This window comes from Martelella lutilitoris, from assembly GCF_016598595.1.
Classification (GTDB): domain Bacteria; phylum Pseudomonadota; class Alphaproteobacteria; order Rhizobiales; family Rhizobiaceae; genus Martelella; species Martelella lutilitoris_A.
Genome location: NZ_CP066786.1, coordinates 2,795,744 through 2,819,937 on the forward strand (window position 1 = coordinate 2,795,744; position 24,194 = coordinate 2,819,937).

General features: G+C 58.9%; 41 protein-coding genes and 2 tRNA genes. 25 read left to right on the forward strand and 18 right to left on the reverse strand.

Features of this window, described 5'->3' with window-relative positions; genetic code table 11:
* Positions 1-97 precede the first annotated feature (97 nt).
* The 16 genes from JET14_RS13360 to JET14_RS13435 form a co-directional block, all read right to left on the reverse strand.
* A complete protein-coding gene (locus JET14_RS13360; RefSeq protein ID WP_200334143.1) occupies positions 98-541 on the reverse strand; it encodes a hypothetical protein in 444 nt (147 codons plus the stop codon).
* Positions 538-1,989: a DNA cytosine methyltransferase gene (locus JET14_RS13365; protein ID WP_200334145.1), complete on the reverse strand. Its 1,452-nt coding sequence runs from the start codon at positions 1,987-1,989 to the stop codon at positions 538-540. Before JET14_RS13365 ends, JET14_RS13360 begins: the two co-directional genes overlap by 4 nt.
* Complete coding sequence (locus JET14_RS13370; RefSeq protein WP_200334147.1) at positions 1,986-2,564, reverse strand: GcrA family cell cycle regulator; 579 nt, start codon at positions 2,562-2,564, stop codon at positions 1,986-1,988. Before JET14_RS13370 ends, JET14_RS13365 begins: the two co-directional genes overlap by 4 nt.
* The gene (locus JET14_RS13375) at positions 2,561-2,809 is read right to left on the reverse strand and encodes a hypothetical protein (RefSeq protein WP_200334149.1); all 249 of its coding nucleotides are present in this window, start codon (positions 2,807-2,809) and stop codon (positions 2,561-2,563) included. Before JET14_RS13375 ends, JET14_RS13370 begins: the two co-directional genes overlap by 4 nt.
* Positions 2,806-4,242 (reverse strand): DnaB-like helicase C-terminal domain-containing protein, encoded by a 1,437-nt coding sequence (locus JET14_RS13380; protein ID WP_200334151.1) that lies wholly within the window; start codon positions 4,240-4,242, stop codon positions 2,806-2,808. The genes JET14_RS13375 and JET14_RS13380 overlap by 4 nt, the downstream gene beginning before the upstream one ends.
* Entirely contained in the window at positions 4,239-5,456 is a 1,218-nt protein-coding gene (locus JET14_RS13385) for a DNA-methyltransferase (protein ID WP_200334153.1), read from the reverse strand. The genes JET14_RS13380 and JET14_RS13385 overlap by 4 nt, the downstream gene beginning before the upstream one ends.
* Entirely contained in the window at positions 5,456-6,064 is a 609-nt protein-coding gene (locus JET14_RS13390) for a hypothetical protein (RefSeq protein WP_200334155.1), read from the reverse strand. Before JET14_RS13390 ends, JET14_RS13385 begins: the two co-directional genes overlap by 1 nt.
* Positions 6,065-6,067: 3 nt before the next feature.
* A complete protein-coding gene (locus JET14_RS13395; protein ID WP_200334157.1) occupies positions 6,068-6,526 on the reverse strand; it encodes a hypothetical protein in 459 nt (152 codons plus the stop codon).
* Between the two features lie 102 nt (positions 6,527-6,628).
* On the reverse strand, positions 6,629-7,177 hold the full coding sequence (locus JET14_RS13400) for a hypothetical protein (protein WP_200334159.1): 549 nt from the start codon (positions 7,175-7,177) through the stop codon (positions 6,629-6,631).
* Complete coding sequence (locus JET14_RS13405; RefSeq protein WP_200334160.1) at positions 7,174-7,524, reverse strand: hypothetical protein; 351 nt, start codon at positions 7,522-7,524, stop codon at positions 7,174-7,176. Before JET14_RS13405 ends, JET14_RS13400 begins: the two co-directional genes overlap by 4 nt.
* 82 nt (positions 7,525-7,606) lie before the next feature.
* Positions 7,607-8,002 (reverse strand): hypothetical protein, encoded by a 396-nt coding sequence (locus tag JET14_RS13410; protein ID WP_246750312.1) that lies wholly within the window; start codon positions 8,000-8,002, stop codon positions 7,607-7,609.
* A 290-nt stretch (positions 8,003-8,292) separates the two neighbouring features.
* Positions 8,293-8,463 (reverse strand): hypothetical protein, encoded by a 171-nt coding sequence (locus tag JET14_RS13415; RefSeq protein ID WP_200334161.1) that lies wholly within the window; start codon positions 8,461-8,463, stop codon positions 8,293-8,295.
* Positions 8,460-8,651, reverse strand: coding sequence for a helix-turn-helix domain-containing protein (locus JET14_RS13420; RefSeq protein ID WP_200334162.1), 192 nt, complete (start codon positions 8,649-8,651; stop codon positions 8,460-8,462). Before JET14_RS13420 ends, JET14_RS13415 begins: the two co-directional genes overlap by 4 nt.
* Complete coding sequence (locus tag JET14_RS13425) at positions 8,648-8,914, reverse strand: hypothetical protein (protein WP_200334163.1); 267 nt, start codon at positions 8,912-8,914, stop codon at positions 8,648-8,650. Before JET14_RS13425 ends, JET14_RS13420 begins: the two co-directional genes overlap by 4 nt.
* On the reverse strand, positions 8,911-9,375 hold the full coding sequence (locus JET14_RS13430) for a ribonuclease H family protein (protein WP_200334164.1): 465 nt from the start codon (positions 9,373-9,375) through the stop codon (positions 8,911-8,913). The genes JET14_RS13425 and JET14_RS13430 overlap by 4 nt, the downstream gene beginning before the upstream one ends.
* Entirely contained in the window at positions 9,372-9,584 is a 213-nt protein-coding gene (locus tag JET14_RS13435; protein ID WP_200334165.1) for a helix-turn-helix domain-containing protein, read from the reverse strand. The genes JET14_RS13430 and JET14_RS13435 overlap by 4 nt, the downstream gene beginning before the upstream one ends.
* Positions 9,585-9,628: 44 nt before the next feature.
* On the opposite strand from JET14_RS13435, the gene JET14_RS13440 reads away from it, so the two are divergent.
* The 23 genes from JET14_RS13440 (at position 9,629) to JET14_RS13550 (ending at position 21,928) form a co-directional block, all read left to right on the forward strand.
* Positions 9,629-10,267: a LexA family transcriptional regulator gene (locus JET14_RS13440; protein WP_200334167.1), complete on the forward strand. Its 639-nt coding sequence runs from the start codon at positions 9,629-9,631 to the stop codon at positions 10,265-10,267.
* Positions 10,268-10,573, forward strand: coding sequence for a hypothetical protein (locus JET14_RS13445; protein ID WP_200334169.1), 306 nt, complete (start codon positions 10,268-10,270; stop codon positions 10,571-10,573).
* A gap of 705 nt (positions 10,574-11,278) precedes the next feature.
* Positions 11,279-11,416: a helix-turn-helix transcriptional regulator gene (locus JET14_RS23065; protein WP_432443085.1), complete on the forward strand. Its 138-nt coding sequence runs from the start codon at positions 11,279-11,281 to the stop codon at positions 11,414-11,416.
* Positions 11,417-11,492: 76 nt separating this feature from the next.
* Positions 11,493-11,738, forward strand: a complete 246-nt coding sequence (locus JET14_RS13455) for a hypothetical protein (protein WP_200334173.1) — start codon at positions 11,493-11,495, stop codon at positions 11,736-11,738.
* A 3-nt stretch (positions 11,739-11,741) separates the two neighbouring features.
* The gene (locus JET14_RS13460; RefSeq protein ID WP_200334174.1) at positions 11,742-12,131 is read left to right on the forward strand and encodes a hypothetical protein; all 390 of its coding nucleotides are present in this window, start codon (positions 11,742-11,744) and stop codon (positions 12,129-12,131) included.
* Positions 12,132-12,174: 43 nt separating this feature from the next.
* Positions 12,175-13,137 carry a DUF7666 domain-containing protein gene (locus tag JET14_RS22755; RefSeq protein ID WP_246750313.1) on the forward strand — a complete coding sequence of 321 codons (963 nt, stop codon included), beginning with the start codon at positions 12,175-12,177 and terminating at the stop codon, positions 13,135-13,137.
* Positions 13,134-13,634 carry a hypothetical protein gene (locus JET14_RS13470; RefSeq protein ID WP_200334176.1) on the forward strand — a complete coding sequence of 167 codons (501 nt, stop codon included), beginning with the start codon at positions 13,134-13,136 and terminating at the stop codon, positions 13,632-13,634. Before JET14_RS22755 ends, JET14_RS13470 begins: the two co-directional genes overlap by 4 nt.
* Positions 13,631-14,206 (forward strand): Lar family restriction alleviation protein, encoded by a 576-nt coding sequence (locus JET14_RS13475; RefSeq protein ID WP_200334177.1) that lies wholly within the window; start codon positions 13,631-13,633, stop codon positions 14,204-14,206. The genes JET14_RS13470 and JET14_RS13475 overlap by 4 nt, the downstream gene beginning before the upstream one ends.
* Entirely contained in the window at positions 14,203-14,406 is a 204-nt protein-coding gene (locus tag JET14_RS13480; RefSeq protein WP_200334178.1) for a hypothetical protein, read from the forward strand. The genes JET14_RS13475 and JET14_RS13480 overlap by 4 nt, the downstream gene beginning before the upstream one ends.
* Positions 14,406-15,401 carry a hypothetical protein gene (locus JET14_RS13485; RefSeq protein ID WP_200334179.1) on the forward strand — a complete coding sequence of 332 codons (996 nt, stop codon included), beginning with the start codon at positions 14,406-14,408 and terminating at the stop codon, positions 15,399-15,401. Before JET14_RS13480 ends, JET14_RS13485 begins: the two co-directional genes overlap by 1 nt.
* Positions 15,398-16,459: a recombinase RecT gene (locus JET14_RS13490; RefSeq protein WP_200334181.1), complete on the forward strand. Its 1,062-nt coding sequence runs from the start codon at positions 15,398-15,400 to the stop codon at positions 16,457-16,459. The genes JET14_RS13485 and JET14_RS13490 overlap by 4 nt, the downstream gene beginning before the upstream one ends.
* Before the next feature lies 1 nt (position 16,460).
* Positions 16,461-17,189 (forward strand): recombination protein NinB, encoded by a 729-nt coding sequence (locus tag JET14_RS13495; RefSeq protein WP_200334183.1) that lies wholly within the window; start codon positions 16,461-16,463, stop codon positions 17,187-17,189.
* A complete protein-coding gene (locus JET14_RS13500) occupies positions 17,174-17,392 on the forward strand; it encodes a hypothetical protein (RefSeq protein WP_200334185.1) in 219 nt (72 codons plus the stop codon). Before JET14_RS13495 ends, JET14_RS13500 begins: the two co-directional genes overlap by 16 nt.
* The gene (locus tag JET14_RS13505) at positions 17,389-17,655 is read left to right on the forward strand and encodes a hypothetical protein (protein ID WP_200334187.1); all 267 of its coding nucleotides are present in this window, start codon (positions 17,389-17,391) and stop codon (positions 17,653-17,655) included. Before JET14_RS13500 ends, JET14_RS13505 begins: the two co-directional genes overlap by 4 nt.
* Positions 17,655-18,083 (forward strand): DUF968 domain-containing protein, encoded by a 429-nt coding sequence (locus JET14_RS13510; RefSeq protein ID WP_200334189.1) that lies wholly within the window; start codon positions 17,655-17,657, stop codon positions 18,081-18,083. Before JET14_RS13505 ends, JET14_RS13510 begins: the two co-directional genes overlap by 1 nt.
* Positions 18,084-18,245: 162 nt before the next feature.
* Entirely contained in the window at positions 18,246-18,782 is a 537-nt protein-coding gene (locus tag JET14_RS13515) for a hypothetical protein (protein WP_200334191.1), read from the forward strand.
* Positions 18,779-19,021, forward strand: a complete 243-nt coding sequence (locus tag JET14_RS13520; protein WP_200334193.1) for a hypothetical protein — start codon at positions 18,779-18,781, stop codon at positions 19,019-19,021. Before JET14_RS13515 ends, JET14_RS13520 begins: the two co-directional genes overlap by 4 nt.
* Before the next feature lie 508 nt (positions 19,022-19,529).
* Positions 19,530-19,730 (forward strand): hypothetical protein, encoded by a 201-nt coding sequence (locus tag JET14_RS13525; protein WP_200334195.1) that lies wholly within the window; start codon positions 19,530-19,532, stop codon positions 19,728-19,730.
* Positions 19,714-20,004: a hypothetical protein gene (locus JET14_RS13530; protein ID WP_200334197.1), complete on the forward strand. Its 291-nt coding sequence runs from the start codon at positions 19,714-19,716 to the stop codon at positions 20,002-20,004. The genes JET14_RS13525 and JET14_RS13530 overlap by 17 nt, the downstream gene beginning before the upstream one ends.
* On the forward strand, positions 19,997-20,227 hold the full coding sequence (locus JET14_RS13535; RefSeq protein WP_200334199.1) for a hypothetical protein: 231 nt from the start codon (positions 19,997-19,999) through the stop codon (positions 20,225-20,227). Before JET14_RS13530 ends, JET14_RS13535 begins: the two co-directional genes overlap by 8 nt.
* On the forward strand, positions 20,224-20,562 hold the full coding sequence (locus JET14_RS13540) for a hypothetical protein (RefSeq protein ID WP_200334200.1): 339 nt from the start codon (positions 20,224-20,226) through the stop codon (positions 20,560-20,562). Before JET14_RS13535 ends, JET14_RS13540 begins: the two co-directional genes overlap by 4 nt.
* 3 nt (positions 20,563-20,565) lie before the next feature.
* Positions 20,566-20,784, forward strand: a complete 219-nt coding sequence (locus JET14_RS13545) for a hypothetical protein (RefSeq protein WP_200334201.1) — start codon at positions 20,566-20,568, stop codon at positions 20,782-20,784.
* The gene (locus JET14_RS13550) at positions 20,774-21,928 is read left to right on the forward strand and encodes a hypothetical protein (protein WP_200334202.1); all 1,155 of its coding nucleotides are present in this window, start codon (positions 20,774-20,776) and stop codon (positions 21,926-21,928) included. The genes JET14_RS13545 and JET14_RS13550 overlap by 11 nt, the downstream gene beginning before the upstream one ends.
* 37 nt (positions 21,929-21,965) lie before the next feature.
* On the opposite strand, the gene JET14_RS13555 is transcribed toward JET14_RS13550, so the two are convergent.
* Positions 21,966-22,039: transfer RNA gene (locus JET14_RS13555), tRNA-Gly, on the reverse strand.
* An 18-nt stretch (positions 22,040-22,057) separates the two neighbouring features.
* A tRNA-Tyr gene (locus JET14_RS13560) sits at positions 22,058-22,142 on the reverse strand.
* 227 nt (positions 22,143-22,369) lie between these two features.
* On the opposite strand from JET14_RS13560, the gene JET14_RS13565 reads away from it, so the two are divergent.
* Positions 22,370-23,251 (forward strand): TrmH family RNA methyltransferase, encoded by an 882-nt coding sequence (locus JET14_RS13565; RefSeq protein ID WP_200334203.1) that lies wholly within the window; start codon positions 22,370-22,372, stop codon positions 23,249-23,251.
* A 111-nt stretch (positions 23,252-23,362) separates the two neighbouring features.
* On the forward strand, positions 23,363-24,142 hold the full coding sequence (locus tag JET14_RS13570; RefSeq protein WP_200334204.1) for an HAD-IIB family hydrolase: 780 nt from the start codon (positions 23,363-23,365) through the stop codon (positions 24,140-24,142).
* The last annotated feature ends 52 nt before the right edge of the window (positions 24,143-24,194 follow it).

The window sequence follows — 24,194 nt, forward strand, 5'->3', positions numbered from 1 at the left end:
CATTTCGGGCACGTCACGATATTACCCGTCTTGCGCCGACCGCGCCAGCCGCAGGCCGCGCACTCGACAGGCTTTATCGTGTCTTTTGGCCAGAGGTTCATGCCACCCTCTCATCATCGAACAGATCTGGCTCGATCGCCCGGTCGCCAAACTCCCGATAGACATGCCGGAATATCCCGGCGGCGATGTAGTGCCGGCGCGACATGATCGCATCCGCGCCGCGCGCCTCCCACTGTATTTGACCCACCTCGCACCGGTCGAACACGGCAAGCCAGCGGCTCGCGTCGTCCTCGATCAGTTCTCGATTGGCAAGCACCAGATCCGACACGGCATACAGCAGGCTGTCATGCAGCCGCCCGGCGTTGTTCTCTGTCTCCGCCACGGTGGACAGCACCAGCCGGAAATGCCCCTCGCCGTGCATCTCGTATATCCGCCTCAGGCAGGCCGTGGCGCGCGTTTCCTTCACCGACAGTCGATCGCTCTTGCCGACGATGCGGATGCCGTACTCGGCGCATATTGCGGCGATATGGGCGTCTGTCATGCGCAAAGTTCCTTCTGCAAATCTTCCACATACTGGATGCGCTCTCCGATGTACTCCATGACGTTGACGGCCATTGAGTTCCCGAGTGCCTTATAGCGCGGCCCGTCGGGGCAATTCTCGGCGGCTTTACCGCGCCACGGAATGAGCGTGAAATCGTCGGGGAACGCCTGCAGCCGCTCGCACTCGCGCGGTGTCAGTCGGCGCACGGCCCATGGCGCGGCGACATATGACCGCGACGAACCACCGGACCCGGCACGGATATTGGCGGTTTCGTGCGGTCCTTCGAATTGCGCGCCGCCCTCGCGACCGCGCATGTCATAGGCAACGGCAGAGTGTCCACCACCGTGAGCGGCCCTGAGCGAGCCTGGGACTTCATCGATGGAAAATCCTGTATCACCTGCCGCCTTGCAGTCAAAAGCCAGGGCAAGGGCAACGCAAGCCTGCCCTTGCCCTGGCTTGCCGCCGCCGGTCGTCAGTTGTGACGAAACGGTGCCATCACCGCCGCATAAACGAACCTCCGAACGGCTATTCTCGGCGAAGGCAACCGCCTGCACTTCCGCACGCGCTTCTATCGTATAAGCAACGCCCTCTTGCACGCCTGCGCCATCCGGCCCGCTATTCGGGTTTTCTCGCAATGCGCCGGCTTGAATTGCATGGGCAATAAGGGTTTCCGTTTCGGCATCATTTGACCGTTGGCCGTTGACGCTGACGCTGACGCAATATGATGTTGCACCGCAATTGGTGACAAGCCCACCGTCTAGATCGAAGTCTGTTCCAAGTCCGCCACCGCCTTTAGTGCGTGCGCTAATTGTTGGTGCAACTCTTTCCCGCGTTTTTCGGCGCGGCGCAGGATTCCCGCGCATGCTTTCGGGGTCAAGTAATACCGCTGCGGCAGGTCGCCAGTCTCCAAGATATCCGACAACGAACACACGGCGTCTGCGCTGGGGGACTGCGCCTGAAAAGCGTTGTGTTCGGATAAACTGAGCGTCAAGCACTCGCCAGGCCGCATGATACCCGCATTCTTCCAGCCCCCGGATGAAGGTGCCAAAGTCCCTTCCCCCGTTCGATGACAAGACACCGGGTACGTTTTCCCATACCACCCATCGGGGCCGATATCGTTGAGCAATGGAAAGATAGGTGAGCATGAGGTTTCCGCGAGGGTCAGCAAGTCCCTTGCGAAGTCCGGCGATTGAGAAGCTTTGGCAGGGTGTTCCGCCGACAAGAAGGTCAATTGCATAATCGGGCCAATCCTTAAATTTGGTCATGTCGCCGAGGTTCGGGACGCCGTTTGTTGCCAGCGGCTCACCCGGCATATTCGAGCCGTAGTGATGCGCCAAAACGGCAGACGGGAATTTCTCGATTTCGGAGAATGCGACCGGCGACCACCCGAGCGGATGCCAAGCCTGCGTTGCCGCTTCTATGCCGGAACAAACGGACAGATACCTCATACCTCCTCCAGTTCACGCTTGGGACGGTACAGGATGCGATAGTGCGCAGAACATGCCGATGTCCCCGCCAAGACCGGCTGACCGCAGCAAAGCACATCGGCGACGGCGGGTTCGTCCCGATCTGTCAGAGGCAGCTTGCAGCGGAACGGGCCGCATTGCGTGAGCGGGATCGGCTCAGTGCCTGGAACCTGCAGCTTTCGAGCGTCGCCATAGCGGCGCCCATCATCCGGCCTTTCAGCGGTCGGCTTTTTCGAAACCGGAGCCTCTTTCTTTCGCGCCGGGAACATCTCGGGCCGCAATGTCTTCAGCCTCTTCACCGTTGTTGGATGGCAACCGACGATCTCGGCGATCTTGCATTGCCCGTGCCCTTCGGCCCACAGAGCGAATATTCTTTCGTCCCGCTCCGCAGTGTCAGCCGGCGTCGGGCCCTGTCGGCGCTGCGGAAACAGATCGCGGTTGCGCTTCGACATACCCGCGATCGTCCCGTTTGTCGTTCCGAGTTCCTGTGCGATCTGCGACACACTCAAGCCATTGGCCCAAAGCTTCGATGCTTGTTGGATTGCGTTCTGGTTCATTTTGCAAACACCCTTTCCGCTTCCCGCTTTGCCTTTCCGATGATCGCGCCGTCTCGCCGCATGAGATTGCCGTTAATGTAGGCGCACAGCGCATCTCCAGCAGCGGCCCGCGCCGCCTCTCTGGTCTCGAAGACAAGCGGCTCTCCGCACCGGTTGACCGTCTCGAAATCCGCCTTGTGGACCTTGCGAATAAGGCCATGAAAGCCTCCCACAGCAGGCCGCGTGCCAATGGCAACCTCGTTCATGCGAAAAGCTCCTCGCTGTTCTTCTTCTGCTTGAATGTCGGGCCGAAGCTGGTTGTCGCGCCGTGCCATTCGATGTCCTTGCGGCGCGGAAACTCGCTCTCCCGGGACAGGGACAGGATCAGTTCGGCCCGGCCCTCAGTCTTGCGCATGGCCTCGTCCCATATGTCGTGATCCGCCGTGCCTTCTTCCGGCTCCATGCCGGCGAGGATCGGCCGCACATTGAACGGGATAAGAACCTGGTCCGCGTCCTTGTCCATGTTGCCGACCAGATCCTGATAGTTCGGCCTGCGGTTCATGGCGGTGTAGATGCGATCGCGAAACGAGCGGCCCGGATAGTCGCCGAAGGTCGCCTTTTTCAGATGCGTCACGGCGATGATCGGGATTTCGTGCTTCATCGCCATGTCTTTGAGACGTGACGTAGCGCGCTGCCCCTTCTTCCAGTCCTCGTCAAGATCGAGCTTTCCGCTCCATTCCAGCTTGCCGATATGGTCCAGGAAATAGGCCTCCAGCCCGTACTCACCCTTGAGGCGCGTGATCCGCTCGTCTAGCCTGTCGAGCGTGAGGCGCTGGCAATTGATCTCGGCCACCTTCAGCCGCTTCATCTCGGCAGAGGCACGGACAACTTCGTCCATCTCGATCGGGCTCAGGCTCCCGCGCTTCTGGCGTGTGGCGGATATCCCGGTGCGCCGGGCGATCTCGCGGCGGATAAGCTGGTCGCGCGGCATCTCCCCGCTGTTGCCCGCCACGACATGGTTTTCCGCCATGGTGAACAGCGTTTGCCATGTCAGGGCCGACTTGCCTTGCTTCACCCCCGCGCCGATGATGATCAATTGGCCGTTCTCCCACGGGCCGGTCAGCGCCATGATCTCATTCAAGCCAGGATCGAGCCCGAGGCGCGCTCCGCCCGTCGCGGCGTATTCCGTCCGGTCAAGCGTGCCGTCGATCATGTCGGCGAAGGAAACGGCCTTATGATTGCGGTCTTCGATCTCAGAAACGATGCGGGTCAGTTCTTCCCGCGCCGCGCGGATGCCGTCGGATATCTGACATTCGGCATTCGCCGCTGCATAGGTCAGCTCTTCCGCTGCAAGAATTGTCCGGCGGCGATCGGCAAGGCCCATCAGCGTGATCGCGTAGTCCGGCGCGTTGATGATCGTCACCGCGTCGGCGGCGAGCCGCGCGAGATATTGCGCGATCGTCAATTCACCGATCTTGACATCGGACGGAAGTGACGACTTCACCGTGATCGGGTTAGCAACGCGTCCATCTTTCTTGATTGCTCGCATCGCCTCCCATATGCGGGCGTGAACCCCTTCCGAGAAATGATCCTCGCCAAGACGAGAGACGGCATCGGCATCCAGCGCCTTGTTGTTCACCAGACATGCGCCGAGAAGAGCTTGCTCGACTTCGATGTTGGCCGGGAGTTCGATGTTCATCCGCCTATCCCCGCAAACATAGGCAAAGGCTCAAGCCCGCTATCGTCAAGCTTCTCTACGACCTTCCAATCGTTGTTTATCCGGCGCTTTGCTATCTCGACGTATTCCGGGTTGAGTTCGATGAGATCGGCCCTGCGGCCGTGGCGCAGCGCTACGAGCGCCGTGGTGCCCGCGCCTCCGAACGGATCCAGCACCAGCCCGCCCTTTGGGCAGCCGGCCAGAATGCAGCGCTCTGCAAGCTCCGGCGGGAAAGTGGCAAAATGCGCTTCCGAAAACGGCTTCGTCGCAATCGGCCAGACCTGCACAGGCGCAGGCTCGTAATTGCGAAGGTTCCGCCCTTCCCCGCGCGGAGTGTCATCCAGCTTGGTGTGGTTTACCTGGCCGGCATGACGCGGCGAAGCTACGGCGCTGGCGCGTACCTTTCCGCGCGGACCACCGACTGCTTTCATCGTGCCGTTGGTCCTGGTTCCGCCATTGGCCCGGCCCGAGCCTTCCTGATTGTCAATGTCCTGCGACCACCTGGCTAGCGATGACGACGCAGCGTTTTGCCGAACAGCCTCCCGGTCGTACCAGTACCGGGCTGACTTCGAGAGCAGAAAAACCTTTTCGTGGCTTGTGGCCGGCCTATCGCTGATGCTTTCCGGCATCGGGTTCGGCTTGGCCCAAATGATTTCAGAGCGCACCCACCAGCCTGCCTCCTGCAAGGCGATGGCGAGGCGGTTCGGCACCATGCACAGGTCTTTCGGCTTCAGATAGCCACCAGCCCCAATCCGACCCGCACTTTCTCGTCTCGATTGACGGTCACCGGTCGAAAACTCGCCGCGTGGGTTGCTGATTGGCTGATAGATCGGCCCGACTGTCGAAAACGGTTTGTCGCGAAACGTCCGGTCGTCCGTGCCCGCCGCCTTCGTATCGGCAGCGCTGCGGCCGTTCGGCGCTGTCGCGTAGCAATCGCCATAGTTCAGCCACAGCGTGCCGGTGGGCTTCAGCACCCGGCGCACCGCTTCGAACACGGCAACCATCACCTCTAGATGCTCGCCAAGCGTCGGTTCCAGCCCGATCTGCCCTTCCACGCCATAATCGCGCAGGCCCCAATAGGGCGGCGAGGTCACAACGCAGTCGACGCTGTCCGGCTCCATCCGGTTCAACTGGTCGATGCAATCGCCGGACCAAAAACGCACTCGGCCATCAAGGATTTCCGTTGGGTTTTCCATCAAGCCACCTCCGCGCGCTCGTGGCGCTTCATCAGCAATTCAATGCGCGGAGCGTGATATCGCCCGGCATGCAGGTTCATGTCCTTGACGCCCCAGCAAATCGCCAAGGCGCAACTTTCCGCCGCGTTGTGCGCGATCGTCTTCTTCGGCGGCAGTTCGATCCCGAGCCGCTCGCATTGCTCCACCGCCGCCGCCTTCCAGTCCTTCTTGCCATTCTTGTCGACTGCAGGCTTGAACCTTGAGCCGAAGAATGCTTTTCGCCACGTTCCAGGCGGCAGCGTCCCGTATGGAATGCCGAAGTTCGAAAGGGTCGCGACGATCGCCAATGAACAGCCCCAAGGGTAGATCTGCGCAAGCGCGCTGGTCCGCCCGATCTGCGCAAGGGACTGTTCCTCAAGCACTGCCCAATCCGGCATGCGGCCGAATTCCTTCTTGGCGTCCCGCAAAAGCCCCGTGACCTTCAGTCCGATCTGGTCGCCGGTGTAATACGGGTCTGCCTTGGCCGGCATTTCGAACACGCCGCAGCGCATGGAGGAATGGTGGCGCGAGGTATCCCAAAGCGCCCAGCCAGTGGCTTTTGAGGGGTCAAAGGCGACGATCAGCGGCATGAGCTACCCTTTGATGTCTGAGAGCTTGTCGAGCATCTGGCGGCGTCCTGGGGGAGGATCGCCCATAACGGCGGCGGTGACGTTCCTCGCCGGTGTTTGCGCGACTGGTCGTGCCGGCATTGCCGGTGCGCTCGTCTTGTCGCGCATCTTCGGCCCGGTTTCATCGGCCCAGCGCGGAAGGATGATTTCCAGCCATCCGGCGTCATCACCATCAAGAATTTCGAACGCGCACCACCGGGCCGTTTCGCTGCGATCGACAAAAGCCGACTGAGGCCCAAGGGCGATCTTGAAATATGCGCCCTTGGCTGCATCGCGCCGGACAAATTCGGCATCGCCGACGCTGTTGTTCTTCCGCATGCGAATGATACCGTGATGCTCGCCATCGCCGATCAGAACCTCAATCTTGTCTCCGGAGCTCCATCCGAGCTCCTTCGCAACCGTCATGTTGAACGAGAAGTTCATCCGGGCCGCGCCGCTCTTTCGCTTCGACAGCGAAACCTTGAGGCCGGTTCCGACAGAGGCGGGCTTGATCTCGATTTTTGCGCGTGAAAATCCCATGACCGATCACTCCGCAGCGTCCGCAAACGGGTCTTCGCCGTCGGCCTCGGGCTCCTCGTTGGTGCGCGCCGCCTCAGACTGCTTGAGAACGTCCGCGATGCGTTCGAGAAATGTCTTCTGCCCACGATCGAAAGCAGCAAGCCAGGTCTTGTCGTCGGCGCTTCCGGCGTCATACCCGGAAACCCGGTCGAGGTTGCGAAGGCCGGCGCTGAAGCCCTTGGCATCGATCAGTTGCTCGCCGGTGACGCGATCGGACAAAAGATCGCCCTGAAACTGGTCGGGAATGATGCCCATGAAAACGAGGTTCTTCCGTTCCCGCTCGTTCTTGTCGACCATCGTCTGTTTGTCTTCGGCGAAGTGCGTCTCGATCAGATGGTTCAATTCCTTGGCCGTAATGCCTTCGGCCTTGGCCTTCTGGTTGATCGACTTGATGGCGTCGGCGGCCTCGCGCTTCTTGAATTCCTGCGTCAGCCGAAGCCGGAAGTGGTGCGCCTTCAGGACGCTGAAGTCCGTTTCACTCATGCCCATGCTGTTATGCCCCTTTCCGTTTGTCATGCTTTGGATCCTTTGATGTCTTCGAATTTTCGGCAAATAGCCGATATCTCGCGGTCCAGTTCTGAAATCGGAGCATGATCACTGACCGCGCTCGCGATCGATGCCTCCATTTGAAGTTCTGCTATTCGCCGCGACAGCGTCTCGACGTAGGCCAGCCGAAGCGGCTCAAACAGACGAATTCCGGGATCTTTCATCTCGCCATTGATCAGCCGTTGAAGACTGCGGACGTTCATCCCGGCGCGGCGGGCGCACCACTTTGTTGCCTCTGCACGACCGATGCCCGATGCCTTGATCTCGATTATTCTTCTGGCCATGAAGCGAAGGCCATCAGCGGAAATTTCGGTCATGTCTTTGGTCCAGTCGTCGGAAAAATCCGAAGGTTTTTGTCAAAGAAAAACCGGTGCGCCGAAGCGCGCCGGCAATCACATTTCAGGAGCGATCCGAAGTGCCAACCAGCGCGCGAAGCGCATCAACAAACGGGCGAGACCGATCCTTTTCTTCATCATCCAGAAGCGCACCCGCCCTTTCGATGAGCATTTCGAGTTCATGCAATTCTTTTCGAGCATTCTTCAGCCCCGCTGCTTCCTCGATGACCCGCATTTCTTCAGCGTCGATCGATACGCGCGGGTCTGCGTACCAAACGTCTTTCGTGCGTGAGAACGACCAACCAAGCTTACGTGATGCTATCCTGATGCGGTCCTTCACGTTCCGCGCCGCATGGGGCGGCGCGATGTGTTTTTGCAAAGTGGTAGAGGCGAAATCTACGCATGACATTTCTGATTTCTCCGTCAAAAAATCGGATTTCTCCGACGAGAATTCGGACATTTCCGAAGCCTTTCATGGTTCAAATCTCTTTGTCAGAAGGAGATCAGAATCATGATCTGTGTTGATCGTGGCGCCCCGGCCCGATGGAAGCCGGGACGCCATTGGTCCGCCGCTTGGGAGGAGAGAAGCGATTAGCGGGCCAATGCCTGAATGAGAGCTGCCAGATTGCGGCGCTCGACCATTTCCTCGTATTCCTTGTCGTTCATGGCTATCCTCTCCCCGCCATGCGGCAAAAGAGAACGCCGACAGCTGCGCAAAGGAGAAGCATAAGGATGATTGTCGTCATCATCTCAAACACCCTTGACCATGATGATCAGCGAAGTTGCTGCCGCCACGAACAGGGCGAGGCCGATGAACGGAAACCAGAATGAAGGCGCTTCATCTGCCGGATCGTAAATCCAGTCGTCATCCTCGCCGTACCGATCCCAATCGGTTGTCCCGAATTCTGATTTCTCAGTCATGCCACCTTCTCCTTTTTCGACAGGTTCAGGTTGTAAATTGTCGCCTCGGGAACCCCGAGAAAGGTTGCGATCTCGAAGGTGTTCCAGCCCTCGCGCCACCGAAACAAAGCCTCAAGCCGAAGCCGGTCATCGGTCCAGATGCGGGCCGGGGCGCGGTATTCCTTTCCTGCGAACGGGATCAGCTTCATGCCGCATCCTCCTGCAGGCTGTTCGGATGAACCGGAACCTCGTAGGGCATCCAGGCAATCGGCTCCTCGCCGGTCGCAAGCCCTCCCCATCGGCCATTTTCAAGCCGGTAGCTCGGGAAGACCTTTTCGCATTTCGTCGCGATCCAGACCTTTTCCGGCACGAAGTCTCGGCGCTCTCGCGTCTCTCCGGCGTTCGTCTTGTAGGTGGAGATGGAATGACGGCCTTGAGGCGCTGCCGATATGTCAAAGTTCCAGCCGTTCATGCCGCGTCCTCCACGCATCCGAGCACATATGCCAGGCCCTTCGCCGCGAGCCGGTCTGCCCGCTCATTGCCCGGTACGCCGCTATGACCGCGCACCCATTCGACACGGCACGGGAAAGCATCGTGCGCGGCGGCGATCGCCTTCCACAGGCCCGCGTTCGCCAGCTCTTTCGTCTCGCCGCGCCGCCAGTCCTTCTTGGCCCATCCATGCCGCCAGACATTCACGCCCTTGACGCAATATTGGCTGTCGCAATGGATGATGACGCTGCCCGGCTCGAACCCGGCGCGCACGCAGTATTCCAGCGCCGCCAGAAGCCCGGTCATCTCCATGATGTTGTTCGTGGACTGCACATCGCCGCCGTTGCGGTTCGTAACCTCAAGGCCATCCTCGTAGACCACAAAGGACCATCCGCCAGCGCCTGGGTTCGGCTCACATGCTCCATCTGTGTAGATGTGGATCATGCCGCGTCCCCTTCCCTCTCAGGCAGGAAGAAATCGTTCGGCATGACCAGACCATCCGTCTTGTCGGCAATCGCAATCATTTGCTCCTGCCTTGGCACCCGCTCGCCATACATCCACTTGCGGACACCGCTTTCAGAAACTCCGCCGATGAGAGCCGCAAAGGCTTCCGGAGTGATGTTCTTCTCTGTGAGGTACTGTTTCAGCTTCATAATTGCCGAAGTTACACAATGTGGGGAATATTGGCAACCCCATAATGGGGCGCGACAGATTTTTTTTGTCGCGTATCTTCCCTGTCATGGGTAACAGGCTGAAATTTTTCCGTGAAAAAGCGCGCATGACACATGAGCAGGCGGGGGAAGCCATGGGCGTTTCTCGAAGCCAATTCATCAAGCTTGAGCGCAGCGAGAGACGATTGAACCTCGACTATATCGAGCGGGCCGCTGCCGCGTTTGGCGTTTCTCCAGCCGATATAATCTCGGATGACCCGGCACCAAGCGATGTTCCTTTGGTCGGCTACGTCGGCGCGGGCGCGGAGGTTCAGCCGGAGTTCGAGCAGGTACCACCGGAGGGACTGGACCAGATCCACATACCGTTTCCACTGCCGGGCGAAATGATAGCCTTCCAGATCCGGGGAGACTCGATGCTGCCGGTCTATCGCGATGGCATGGTGCTGATCGTCTACCGGGAACAGAAGCGGCCTGCGGAATGGTTCTTTGGCCGGGAGGCGGTGGTGCGCACCGAAGATGGCCGGCGCTTCGTCAAGACCATCATGCGCGGAAACCCCGCAACGCTCTATTCGACCAACGCGCCGCCGATCGAGAACGCGGTTCCCGTATGGCTTGGCGAGATTTTCGCGATCCTGCCGCGTGAAAGCCTGGGAAATGGTGGATGAATGATCGTCACGGAGATTAAAAATCTTGGGCAGGTCACCGGCTCGCCGACCGAAGTTTACAGGTTCTCGGTGACCATCGATCTGCGCATGGACACCATAGCCGAAGCAAAAATCCGTGGCCTGATGGATCACGTTGACTTGCCGACGAAAATCACTCTGAGTTTTCATATCGTCGGCAGCAGGCTTAGAGGAAAGAACCACAACGAAGTAGAGCGCGAGGCGAAAAAGGAAGCTGAAAAGCTACTCCGCGTCGCGCTCTATGGACGCCTCGGGCCGCCGGTCGGCGATCAGCCGCGCCCATCGTGATATGGCCCAGAAAAACCGCGTCGGACCAAACCGCTGATCAAATTCACTGATATCGAGCCGATACGCAATTTGCGACGTGACGTGCCAAACGAACATCATGAGCTTGTATATCATCTATACCTCTGAGTAACTGACTGTTATTATTCTCTTATTCCTATCCTCAAACCCTGTTTGCAAACGGTTCAGGCTTCAGGAAACGACGCAGTAATCCCTAGGGCCCGGAACACCGAGCCTAGGGGCCACTGCGAGCGCAAATCGGACGAGTTCCGAGGTTTCCGCATGCATCCCCGGTACGCCATATGACGGCGCATAGCCTGCCCGGTTCATGTCTGGTTTCTATAGCCTCAGGAAGGCTGATCACTGGCGGGGTTCCAGATACCCTTGTGCTTGCCAGTCCCTTTCGCCTGATTGCCGGCGAACCGCTCACACCCCCAGCCTTGCACAAACTCACCAGATAGTCGGCTCTCAGGTGTCCCCAAAACGTCTGGCGGCGGATCGCAAATCGCGACCGCAACGACATGCATAATCCCGCCGCCGCGCTGCCGTCAATAAAAAATTATACAAAATGGGGTTGTCATCTGCCCCATATTGGGTAATATACCTCTCATCAACCCCGCACCGAATGCGGACAAGAGGAGAGGATGAAAAAAAATGGATAAGCCGGAAAAGCACTTGAGATTGAAGGCCGTCATCGATGTGACGGGAATGAGCCGAAGCACAATTTACGATTACATGAAAAAGGGAGAGTTCCCGCGCCCCGTTCGAATGTCTGAGAGGTGCGTGGCGTGGCCTGAAAGCGCCATCTCTAAATGGCTATCAGCCCGTAAGCCTACCGGCTCTTGATCACACACCCCCGCACCGAATGAGCCCGCCAAGGCGAAGACGCGAAACGGAGCGGATAACGAGAGAGGGCGAGGCAATGGCAACTTATCGCAACCGCGTACACAAGCCGCACGATAGCTCATATGGGCCTGAGTTCTACGAGACGGACGTGAAGCCCACCGAATACAAAGGCTTCAGAATTTACCGCGTCAATGACAAGCGATTTGATTGCGTCATTGACGGTTTAGACGGCCTCGTCTGCCAGATGCAAATGGCCGGCATCAACGGCGCCAAGAGATACATTGACGACTTTTGGATGAAACAAACCGCTGCGGAGGAATGACCAATGGCAGACCGTACCAACTTCATCGAAGCGCATGAAATCCTGATGCTGGCGGAAAAGATCGGCGTCACGGTTTACCCCACTGTCATGCGTGGCCCGTTCAAGACGGCAATGGATGCGCTTGAGGCTTTGACTGGCGAAGACAAGGAAGTCTCATTCGCCCGCATCAGCTTCACCGACATTTCCACGAGCCAGGTCACGGAAGGCGATGACGTTTCCGAAGACATGGCCGCTGCATGGCTGAATAAGCACGAGCCGGACCCGGAGAACGATGACGTTCCTGCCTATGTCGAAGACACGGAAGCGCTCGAAGCATACGCCGAGGAATGGCACATCGAAAGCGGCTTCAATCCCATCAGGGAATACGGAACCTACAACGCAACGGCTCTTTGAGCCAGACCACCGCAGACAGAGCGGCTTGAGAGAGGATACGGCAATGGCAGACAAGAAAGAGGTCGTTCACGCGATCAAGGGTTTCGACAGTGATATGAAGTGCCGTGGATACCAGTATGAGGTTGGCAATACCTACGAGCATGACGGCCCTGTTGTCGCATGTGAAAGTGGGTTTCATTCAATCGAAGGGCACCCGCTTGAGGTGTTCTGTTACTACGCCCCAGCGACAAGCAAATTCTGTGACGTGATCGCGGAAGGCGAGATTGCCCGTCACTCTGATGACAGCAAGATCGCATCGGCCAAGATCACGATTGAAGCCGAAATCGGCCTGCCTGTTCTTGTCGAGCGCGCAGTAAAATGGGTGTTTGATCGCGCCAAGTGGTCTGAAGGTACGGTTGCGACTGGCGACAATGAAGGCGCAATCGCATGGGGCGATCAGGGCGCGGCAACCGCATCGGGCCGTTGGGGCGCGGCAACCGCATCGGGCGATCAGGGCGCGGCAACCGCATCGGGCCGTTGGGGCGCGGCAACCGCATCGGGCGATCAGGGCGCGGCAACCGCATCGGGCCGTTGGGGCGCGGCAACCGCATCGGGCGATCAGGGCGCGGCAACCGCATCGGGCCGTTGGGGCGCGGCAACCGCATCGGGCCGTTGGGGCGCGGCAACCGCATCGGGCGATCAGGGCGCGGCAACCGCATCGGGCCGTTGGGGCGCGGCAACCGCATCGGGCGATCAGGGCGCGGCAACCGCATCGGGCCGTTGGGGCGCGGCAACCGCATCGGGCCGTTGGGGCGCGGCAACCGCATCGGGCCGTTGGGGCGCGGCAACCGCATCGGGCGATCAGGGTAAAGCACGAGCGAAAGAAGGCTCCGCAATCTTCCTGGTAGAGCGCAACGACGATTACGAAATACTCAACGTCTTCGCCGGCATCGCAGGGCGAGACGGTCTGAAGGCTGACACTTGGTATCGCCTCAAAGACGGTAAGCCTGTGGAGGTCCAGTCATGAGCCTCATACAAGATATCAAGCAGGATCGTGAGAACGGGACGCCTCCATCCGCCGGCAATTGGTTCTGGGATGGCGGTCGAGACATGCTTGCTCTCGTGACCAAATCGGCAGGTCGTCGCTATGTGATGGACTTCGTACGGAAGGGGATGAAGTCAGCGCAACCCCGCTTCCAGATTGCTGGCATCATGTATGGCGCAATCGACCATCTCACTCAATACGAAGTCGGCGATGGTATAGCGCGCGGCCAAAAATCCGCTGACGATGACGCGTCGGTATATCGCATGGATATCAAGGGCGTGGACCATCCAGACGCCCGCAGGCTGGCCCGCGTTCCAGAGATGGAAGCCGCCATCCTTGAGATGCATGAGGCGCTGAAGCTTCAGGAAGAGCTTTCGCAGATCGGTCTACTTCAAGCGCCTGTAGGGTTCATCGACAAGGTGACAGCAGCCCGACGCGCCATCCTCGCCAAGATCGAAGGAACAGGAGATGCATCATGAGCACTATTGAATTGAGACCGTGCCCTTTTTGCGGAGGCTATGCAAGGGTACTTCGGTGCGCCCCCGGCTGCAGTTTCGTTCAATGCACGAAATGCAAGGCATCGTCTGATGACAGCAATTGCGTCGAAGCATGGAACACCCGCGCACCTCAGACCATAGAGAGACAGGTGAAGGTGAAGCCGCTTGTTTGGGTAGACCTTCACGGGGACGGCTCCATTTATGAAACGTCCAATGATCACCCTCTTGGTTATCACGCAACAGTCCAATGTCGCGGACGCCTTGGGTGGTCGTACAATGGCGAGTTTTTCAAAATGGTCAGTGGCGCTATGATCGCCGCCCAAGCTGATTACGAGAAAAGCATCCTTTCCGCCATCGAACCGGCAGACACCGGGACGACACGGGAGACTGCCCGGCATCTTGACGAATGGCACGAAGACCTTGGCTTCGTGACGTGGTGGAAATTCCCGGTCAATGAGCCGGCATGGATCGGCACGCCGAATTGCAGCGATTGGCCTGGATACCATACGCATTTCACCCCGCATCCTCCCGTGCCTTCCGAGCCCGGCCAATGACCATCAAGACGCCCATCACCATTGCCGGATGTGGCCCGATATGGGCGCTCATGGACGCGGACGGCAACGCTATAGCCGAGGTCTATGGATACGAAGCCGCTGAAGCGCTGCAAGAAGCCGTGAACCTCGTTTTCAGACCGAAACTCAAGCCAAAAGCGGACGTGATCGTTCGCAAGATCGCAATCGTGGAGACCGAGTAATGGAACAGCAGATCGGAACAATCGCTCAGACAGCCGTCATCGAGCGCTGGGCATGGTGGCGCGCGGCGCTGAAAGACCCAGCGCAGATCGGCAAAGAACTTCCGGTTCACCCCGGCGAATACCAGCTCGGCTATTACCGCACGCGGCGGAAGGGCGGGACGTGGGAGCCGGTGGGTATCTATCCCGACGAAGACGGTCGCGTCGTCGCGTTCCGTGGCAACAAACCGGTCGATGATATCGAGAACCTGTTTACGTGGTGCTGCCGATATCCGGTCGAATACGCTGCCTATATCCAGGCGCTCGAAACCGGGAAGTGGCCGGATGATGACGAGGCCGTCGCAGCCACGATCGGCGACAATTCCGGAGACGTTGACGAGACGGCATCTCTTGCCGATCAAATCGAGGCGGCTCTGGCCGGCCTTTCGAAATACGCGAAGATCAGCGACGACGAGACGGCGGCAAAGGCTCTATCGCTCCGCAACCGCTTGAATGAACTTTCCCGTGAGGCGGATAAGGCTCGCACCGAAGAGAAGAAACCGCACCTTGAGGCTGGCAAGGCCGTGGATGCGAAATGGCAACCACTGGTCAAGAAGGCCAAGACCGGCGCTGATGATGTTCGCGCCAAGATCGGCGCTTGGGAAACCGAGAAGTATCGCCGTCAGCAGGAAGAGCAGCGCAAGGCCGAAGAAGCCCGCCGCGCCGCCGAGGAAGCCGCACGAGAGCGTGAAGGCGAGACCGAGGTACTGGATGCCCCGGAACCCGCGCCCGCGCCTGTGGCCGATCCTGTGTCGATCAGGCCCACCTATGGCAAGGCGGCAAGCGTCAAGATGCGCACCGTCGTCAAGGAAGTGACCGACTGGCCGGCGCTGTCCGTCTACATGAGCAATCACGCCGAGGCACAGGACGTGCTCCGCAAGCTGGCGCAGCGCGCCGTTGACGCGGGACGCGACGATATCCCCGGCATCACCACCGAACAGAAGGCCGATATCCGATGAACGCCCAGGCTCCAACAAAGACCACAAGGCTGGACGCATTCCGGATGGAAGTTCTTCCGCCGGAAAAGAGAACCGAGCTTGTCTCCGGGATGCCTCCGCATGTTCGCCCCGAACGTTTCGAGCGAAATCTGGTCAACGCCATCATGCAGACGCCGGAGATCATGGACCTTGACCCGCGTCTTGTCTTCCGGGAAGTTTCGAAGGCTGCAGCGCTTGGCCTGTATCTCGATCCACAGTTGGGTGAAGCATACCTGATCACGAGCTGGAACGGTAAGGCGAGAAGGAAGGAGCCGCAACTTCGCATCGGCTATAGGGGGCTGATCAAGCTTGGCCGACAGTCCGGCGAAATCAGCATGATCTATGCTCATGAAGTCTGTGAACAGGACTTCCTTGATGTCGATCAGGGCGCGGACAAGAAGCTGGTTCACAAGCCGAAGCTGTTCACGGATCGCGGCGCGGTCATCGGCTATTACGCCGTTGTCAAATACAAGGACGGCGATTTCGACTTTGAGCCATTGAGCATTCCGCAGGCTCACAAAATCCGCGATCGATCGGATGGATGGAAGGCGTTCCAGGACGGCAAGATCAAGTCCACGCCATGGGCAACGGACGAAGACGAGATGTCGAAGAAGACGGCCATTCGGCGGCTTGCAAAGCGCATTCCTCAGTCCCCGGAATTGGCGGACGCCCTCCGGATCGAAGATGATGCGGAACACAGCGAAATGCGCGACATAACCCCGCCGAAGCCACCAGCCCCGCCCGCGCCGCCGAAGGAAAGCGCTCCGGTCGAGAACACCGAGCCCGAGCATGAAGGCGAGACGATCGATCACGTCGCCGACGGTATCGACGCGGATCAGCCGGAAGACGGATCCGACGATTTCGATGCGCAGGCATTTCTTGACGCTCTGGAGGCTGAGCTTGCCACAGCGATGTCTGAAGAAGATGTCGAAGACGTGTGGAATGCCCGCGATGCGCTTGCCGTATTCGATGGAGACGACAGCAACCAAGGTAAGGCAATCGCTATGAAAACAGCCCGTCTCAAGGCTATCGGAGCCTGACATGACCACGCGCGCCTCCAAGATCATCAAGACGCCAGAAGACCGGGAATGGGTAATTCGCTTCGCGCGGCAAACGGCCGATGGGACGATTGTGCAATTCCGCAAGGCCACGCGCTCGAACGAGCAGAATGAGAAGATGTGGGCCATGCTGTCTGAGGTGTCGGATCAAGTCGTCTGGTACGGCGAGAAGCTTCCGCCAGAGGACTGGAAGGACATCTTCACCGCGTCTCTCAGACATGCCCGCGTTGTTCCAGGTATCGACAAGGGAACGTTTGTTCCGCTCGGAATGCGCACTTCGCAAATGACGATCGAAGAGATGAGCAACCTCATCGAGCTCATGCATGCGTTCGGCGCCGAGAATGGCGTGAAATTCAAGGAACCCGGCGAGGCTCCCCCAACCTCTCCCTCGCCGGAAAAGGCCGGTGGCGAACCCGACCCCACGCCACCGGCCACACAGACACAAGCCGAGAGAGACCGTGAACAGGTGGTGCAGTTTGCCCGTCTGGCGATCTCTGAGGCGCGCGTGAACCGTCCTGCCGAGGACAGGGGCAAGGAAATCGGAATGATCCGTGACGCGGCTATCGAGAACATCGGGCCGAACGCAGCGAAGTTGATCAGCCAAATGGCAGAGTTCGCCATTGCTGTTGTCGATGGAGACAGAACCGCCGATCAGTATGCGGAGAAATACGCGGCGAAGATCGGCAAGAGCAAGGATTGGATATTGGGATGAGAGCCGACATACACGCACGCATCATGCAGCAGGCCGGCAAGGGCAATCCGTTCGGCGGAACAGACCGTCAGATCATGAATGCGATGGTCGCCGGCGGATGGGCGCGATGGTCTCGCAAAGCTCAAGGCATGATCGAGCTTACAGACAGGGCAGAGGCATATGCCGCGAAGGAAAAGCGGTGGCTGAAAGGGAGGGTCGCATGAGCAGGAAAGAGGCGCTGCGTGCCTACCGTATGATCGAAAGCGGTCAAGATATCCGACAAGTGACCGACTTCCACACCGCCGCCAAGCACCCTCATGCAAGGCTTGGAACACACATGCGGAGACAGGCAGAGCAAGAGAAGCGCGCCGCTATGCTGGAACAGCTGCGCCGGGAAATCGCGGCAGAGAAGGAACGGCGGGACAGAGAGGCAGAGGTCGCGAGACGGTTCAGCCTGATCAGAAAGATATTCGGAAAGGGTGAGTGATGGCATTCAAGATTGCAAAGGCATCGCCTTCATATTTCCCGAAGGCAAAGCCGATGAAGTCAAAGGGATACCTGGCTTTCCTGCATGACCTGCCATGTGTTGTGACTGGGAAGTACGGCGTTCAAGCGGCGCATGTCAGCTTCATCAACCATGATTTCGCACACCATGGCAGGGCGAAGACGAGAAAGGCAAGCGATATATTCGCCCTGCCCCTTTGCCCTGAAGAGCATGACAGGCAGCACCGACACCCGGAAGGCGAGCAAGGGTATTGGCGAGAAGTCGGCATTAATCCCCACCTTTTGGCGCTCAAGATATGGGCAGAATGGAGCCAATGGAAAGACGACCCTGAAGAAGCGATTGAGTTTGCCACGAGGCATTGTGTTGTTGCAAGGGCGCAAAATTCGACTGGTCAAAGGGCCGGTATGTGATGGAAAGGGATTGAGATGATCGAAGACGACCTCAAATTCGTTGGAGTTGGGCTTAGCTGGCACTGGGGTTGGGGATGGTATGGCGCTGGGAAGGGGTTCGAATACTGCTTCTGCGTCGGTCCAGTTCAATTTCTTTACGTCGTTGATAGAGGATATTGATCAATGACCTACACACCTGAAGACATGCGCAAAGCAGCAACGGCATTCGATGAATGCGACCTTTCCGCCATGCTACGGGCCGGAGCCGATGCGATGGAGCGGGAGAAGCAGGCCCGCAATCAGGCGCTGGAGGAAGCGGCACAGACGGCAGACAAGCGCGCCACTGAATGCCACGAATGCGTTATTCAGGCGCAACGGGCAGAACTCGAACGCCTGCGCGCCGAGCTTGCCGCATTGAAGCAGCAGGAGCCGGTGGCCTACGTCACACGGAATGGCGTCCAAGCAATGAGGAAGGACAGGGTCGATGCTTACCTCACCGACTTCTGCCATTACCAAGACGAGAAGTATCCAGTCCCCCTCTACGCCGCCCCTGTCCCTGCCGTGGATGCGTCAGCGCTGATCGAGGCCCTGAAGCAGATCGCAAATGGTGATGGCGTCTACGGCGCTCAGGCGCACGAGTACAAGCAGATTGCCCGCGCCGCCCTCGCCTCTCACGCCAGCAACCCTGTGGAACAGGAAACGGGGGAAGGTGCGCCATGATCGCTACCGCCGACCTCTACGCTGCGTTCCTAGAGCACACAAAAGGCGCGTCTTGCTTCACGCGGCGAATGGCAATCGACATGGCGGATTTCTTCGATACGTCGCCTCGTTTCATTGTTCAGCGTCTCGAAAGCCTCTGGATAATCAAAGAGGGGTCGTGGGATTGGTTCACCGTCAATGGCGGGATCACAAAGGCACATATCCATGAAGCGCGGTCAGATCGCCAACGGACCACATGACCAACACCCGCGAGAGCGGAGCGGAAACGACCTGGAGGAATGAACGGATGATCTTTGGAAGAAAATGCCCGCATTGCGGCGGTAAACTTCAATCGACTGGCTACAGCGCACCATACCCAGCATATCGGTGTCCGTCATGCGTGACCCGAAATGCGCAGAAGGAGCATATCAATAAGCTTGAGAAACGGGTTGCTGATCTGGAGAGGAAATGAAACCCTACCGCGCCAATGAGCGCAGAGAGGAAAGCCGATGCCGAGGTCATGGAAATCACAGATAGCCGATGAGGTGCGGGCATGTTCAAGGATGAAGCCGAGGGATGCGATGAAGATTGAGAGCACAGGATTCAGAGAATGCAAGCGTGTTGTTGATGACGAAGGAAATGTCATCGGTCTTGCCATCCAGTACGGGGACAGGGCATGGGCACCGCATGACGCTGACGATAGGCGGCTTGCGATACCGAAATTCAAGACGCCGACGCAGGTTGCGAAGTTCTTCGAGGAAAGGCGAAATGATCAGCATCATTGATTTTGTCGCACGCGCGATAGACAAAGCACGGAACGACCACGGGATACCCATAAACGATAAGACCTACATTCCGAAAAACCTTTACAAGCTGGGAAAGCGAGCTGGCTTCGACATGAGCGGATACGCAGTCCAGAAGCTGACGCCGACGCACAAAGAGGAAAGCAGAAATGAGCGGAATGATTGAGCGCGTGGCGCGTGCGATAGCTGGCGGATATTGGGCCGATCCTCCATACAACAGACTGCATACCGACAAAAAGAACGACAGGTATCGCTATCTCGCGAGGATTGCCATTGAGGCAATGCGGGAACCGACTCCGGCCATGATTGTCGCTGGATCACTCGCCAAACACTCGGGCGCTTGTGATGATCAATATGCGTTCGTTGGAAACGTCAATGCAGAAGTGTGCTGGCCTGCCATGATCACCGCAGCCCTACAGGAAGGCAAGGATGATGTTTGACCCACTCACAGACAGAGAGATATTGCTCATCTTCATTGCAGCAATGAGCTTCACGCTTTCCGTGGTCAACTCCTTTTTTTTGGAGAAGTACAGAAAGTTTCTCGACATCGTTCTCGAACACAATGGCGCGCTGATCAATGCCGTATATGGGGACGAGCAAGGACCCGATGATCTTGATCGTCTGGAACGTGAGATTCAGGAAGGCAAGGAGGAAGGGGAATGAGCATCTTTGAGATGATGATTTGGAACAGAATAGAGCGCTCGCTTGCTTCCGGTCTAGACGGGGCAATAAATGAGGCTCTTGAGAATAAGATTCACGAACTCGCCCCCAGCGTTCTTTCCAAGCGCCCGAATGACCACCTTACCGAAGGCGGATGGAATCTCGCCCTCATTGTCGCCATGCAAGAGCTTTGGCCTGATACGCCTAAGTCTGATGCTATAGCTATGCTGCAGGACTATGTTGGCGCGGAGTATGGCGATGAAGGCCACGAATGGACCTTCAGCGCGGCTCGCGATCTGGCGCGTGAATATGTTTCAGAGTTTGGGGAGGTTGCATAAACCATGCCGAACGTCTCGTTTGTCCAAGCAGATATTGAGCGCTTGATCCGTGCGGCCAAAAGGGCCGGCGCGGTGATCAAGTTCGACGTGCGCACATTCGAGGCAACGATTATCCCCGATATCCACCGGGCCGGAGGGGTTGACCCGGACACGATTTCTACCGGCAATCCATTGTTGGGCAATCTCGCCCCCGATGGAAAGGAAAATTGGGATGAGGACTGACCGTCCCGGATACCAGGGCCGAAAGAGAAAAGATGGCTCTGTTGTCCACTACTGGAACCCGCAACGCGCGGTAAAGGGCGCTCCCAAGGCGCTTTCGATTGTCCGTCTCGATGACGGGCTGTCAGATGAAGAGATATCGACAGAGTGCCAAAAGCGCACTGCCGAGCTTCGCAACGAAATGCAGGACGCAGGCAGACCGCCCCGATATGACGGGACAATCAAGTCCCTGATCGCCTGCTATCTCGCGGATCCGACAAGCTCGATCCACAGCGTCAAATACTCGACCCGCAAGCGCGATTACGAGCCCAGCCTCCGCGTTCTGGAAAAGAACATTGGCGACCGGTCTATTTCGTCGCTCCGCGCATCCGACTTCCGCCGATGGTTCGAGAAATGGCGCTCAAAAGGCCACAGACGCGCGTCTGGCGCAGTGAAGCTCTTGCGGGTCATTCTATCCTATGGAGCCGGAGAAAGGCTTGCTGGATGCGCTCAGGCCCGAGAAATCCTGTCGGTGATGCGTTTCGAGCAACCCAAGGCCCGCAACGTGGCCATGACCTATGACCAGTGCCTTGCGATCATCCGGGCAAGCGCCGAGGTGGGTGCGTCATCAATCGGCTTTGTCGAGGCGCTGAAATTCGAAACGGGATTGCGCCGCATCGATGTGATTGGCGAATGGATACCGGGAGACGATGGTCAGCCTTTCCGCTGGCGCGGATTGACCGCTGGCGATATCTCGAAAGACCTGATCTTGACCGTGGAAACCAGTAAGACGCATGTCGGCGTTGTCCGGGACTTGACCGTCCTGCCGCTCGTTGTCGAGGCGCTTAAAGCTTACGAGCTTCCAAAAATCGGCCCGGTCGTGATCAACGAGGAAACTGGAAAGCCGTATTACGACAACCGATACACCAAGCGATTCGCCAAGGTTCGTGAGAAAGCCGGAGTGCCGGAAAACGTCTGGTCGATGGATTCGCGCGCCGGAGCCGTCACGGAAACGGTTGCCGCAACTGGATCAATCGAGCGGGCGCGTGATCTTGCTACACACACCACGGCCAAGATGACCGAAAGGTATTCAAGGGGGAATGGTTTGGAAGAAGCCCGTCAGATCGCGGAAGCGCGGGCAAAACTGCGCAAGGGAAACGCAGTGTAACGAGTGTAACGCCGCTCGTATAACTTATTGAAATCGTTGGAGCGGGTAGCGGGAATCGAACCCGCATATTCAGCTTGGAAGGCTGCTGCTCTACCATTGAGCTATACCCGCGCAAACGTCAGGCGCCGGTGGTGGAGGAGGTTGGATTCGAACCAACGTAGACTAAGTCAACGGATTTACAGTCCGTCCGTTTTAACCACTCACGCACTCCTCCAGTACCAGCCTGGACGGCAGTCATGCCTTGGATCGTTCGCCGCTGCCCGTCGGCCTTGGCGATGTCGATCTGCGCCGCGTATATGACCGGCTCGCCCCGCTCTGTCAACACGGCGCGGCAGAAAAAAATGACAGAAAAATCACAGCCGCATGCAGGACCGCGCGCTTTCCCCGTTCTTGCGCCGGAATGGCCTAGCCTCCCGCCGCGCCGGGCCTTATAACGGGCGCATGAGCAAAAAAGATGACCAGAACGGCTCCCCCAGGGACGCCCATTACGCCAAGCTTCGACGCGCCCACCGCGACAACAAGCGTGCGCGCGGCGATCTGCCCCCTGCCCCGGCCCGACAGGGCAAGCGCGGACCGGCCGGACCGCTGCCCGTCAGCGGCGACGAGGTGCTGCTTTACGGCCTGCACACCGTCCGCGCGGCTATCGAGAACCCCGAGCGCAGGCTGATCTCGCTGAAGGTGACGCAGAACGCCCTTGCCCGGCTGACCGACGGGCTGGCGCTGCCGGAGAGCCTCCCCGTCGACATCGTGCGCCCGCGCGAGATCGACGACATTCTCGGCGAGGACGCCATCCATCAGGGGGTGATGCTGAAGACGCTGGCGCTTCCCGTGCGCCGTCTCGATGCGCTGAATGACAGCCCGCTGCTGCTCGTGCTCGATCAGGTGACCGATCCGCACAATGTCGGCGCGATCCTGCGTTCGGCGGTTGCCTTTTCCGCCGGCGCGGTGATCACCACCATGCGCCACAGCCCGGCCGAATCGGGCGTGCTCGCCAAATCGGCCTCCGGCGCGCTGGAGCATATCCCCTATATCCAGATCACCAATCTCGCCAAGGCGCTCGATGAACTGCACGCCATGGGCTTTGCCTCGATCGGGCTTGATTCGGAAGGCCCCGCCCCGCTTGAGGAAACGTTTGCCGGCGGCAAGGTCGCGTTGGTCCTCGGCGCGGAAGGCAAGGGGCTTCGCCAGAAGACCCGGGAAACGGTGACGGCGCTCGCCCGCCTCGACATGCCGGGCGTCATCAAGTCGCTCAACGTCTCCAACGCCTCGGCGATCGCGCTCTATGCCGCCCGCCAGCATCTGGGAAAGACGTCCAAAGGCTGAAAAATACGGCCCGAGCGGCAACAAACCGGCCGCAGCAAGCGTTAAGAGCGTCGGGCGGCGCATGCGCGCCGGCCGGCAATCCGGAAGCATGATGGCTTGAAAGGTCCGACCATGAAAATCGTCTTTACCGATCTCGACGGCACGCTTCTCGACCACGAAACCTATTCGCTGGAGCCGGCGCGGCCCGCGCTCGACGCGCTGAAGGGCCGCGGCATCCCGATCATCCTCGCCAGCAGCAAGACGGAGGCGGAGATGCGGCCCATCGCCGCGGATATCGGCATCGAAGATCCGATGATTGTGGAAAACGGCGCCGGGATCGTCGGGCTGCCGGGCGCGGATGGCGGCGAGACGGATACCTATCAGCGGCTGCGCGCTGCGCTTGAAGCGATGCCGCCCGCGCTCCGGCAGAAATTCCGGGGTTTTGGCGACTGGAGCGATGAAGAGGTGGCCGAGAAGACCGGCATGCGGCTTGAGGCAGCACGGCTGGCACGCCAGCGGCAATTCTCAGAGCCGGGGCTCTGGTGCGGCAGCGAGGATGAACGGGAGGAGTTCCGTGCGCTTCTGGCAAAGAGCGGATTTCAGGCCGTTCAGGGCGGCCGGTTCTTCACGCTGATACCGGAAACCTCCAAGGCCGATGCGATGCATCGGGTCGCAGAGGCCTACCGGAAGACAATGGGCGAAGACGTCTTTACCATCGCGCTTGGCGATGCGCCCAATGATGCCGCCATGCTCGAAGCCGCCGACAGGGGCTTCATCATCGCCAACCCCGCCCATGCGCCGCTTGCCGAAACGCCGCGCGAACGCGAGGGCCACATCCTCCGCTCGGACAAGGCCGGGCCATCCGGCTGGAATGACATGATATTGCAATTATTGGCACAATATAGTTGGTAGGTAAGGCCCCTCCCCTTCGGCCGTCCGCTTCCGGAACCTGCCGCAACAAAAA